This is a genomic window from Burkholderia sp. BCC0405, assembly GCF_902833075.1.
In the GTDB taxonomy this organism is placed as follows: domain Bacteria; phylum Pseudomonadota; class Gammaproteobacteria; order Burkholderiales; family Burkholderiaceae; genus Burkholderia.
On sequence record NZ_CADFEO010000068.1, the window covers coordinates 1 to 512 of the forward strand.

The 512-nt window shown below is 46.3% G+C and carries 1 rRNA gene; it reads right to left on the reverse strand.

The window, feature by feature from the left end:
* Nucleotides 1–426 precede the first annotated feature (426 nt).
* A 16S ribosomal RNA gene (locus tag HWX36_RS36725) occupies nt 427–512 on the reverse strand; the annotation flags it as partial.

The window sequence follows — 512 nt, forward strand, 5'->3', positions numbered from 1 at the left end:
TCGCCAAGGCATCCACCACATGCACTTGTTCGCTTGACCCTATAACGAGTCTGTCTCGTTACAGGTTGAGTTCTCGCGTTGTGCCGTATTCCAATTGAGTCAAACATAGAGTTCGAATCATCTTGAGATACATCGATACAATCACAACCCGGATAACTTCCACGTCCATCTCAAGACGCTTCCGCTATCCAAATTACTTGCTTCTTCCAGATTGTTAAAGAACGACAGCCGATACATACTACGTATCACTCTGACTGGCTCAATCGCCAATGAAAAAGACTCGAATCGAACTTCATTCAAATATTTATCATTGAGGATTATCGAAAGCGGCCGGCATTATAACCGATAAAACCGCTAACAGACAGTCTTTCTGTCTTTATCAACAGCCGATAAGCGTGAGCGCTCAACTTCGCGAGATAGCTCTGGAAAGGAGGTGATCCAGCCGCACCTTCCGATACGGCTACCTTGTTACGACTTCACCCCAGTCATGAATCCTACCGTGGTGACCGTCC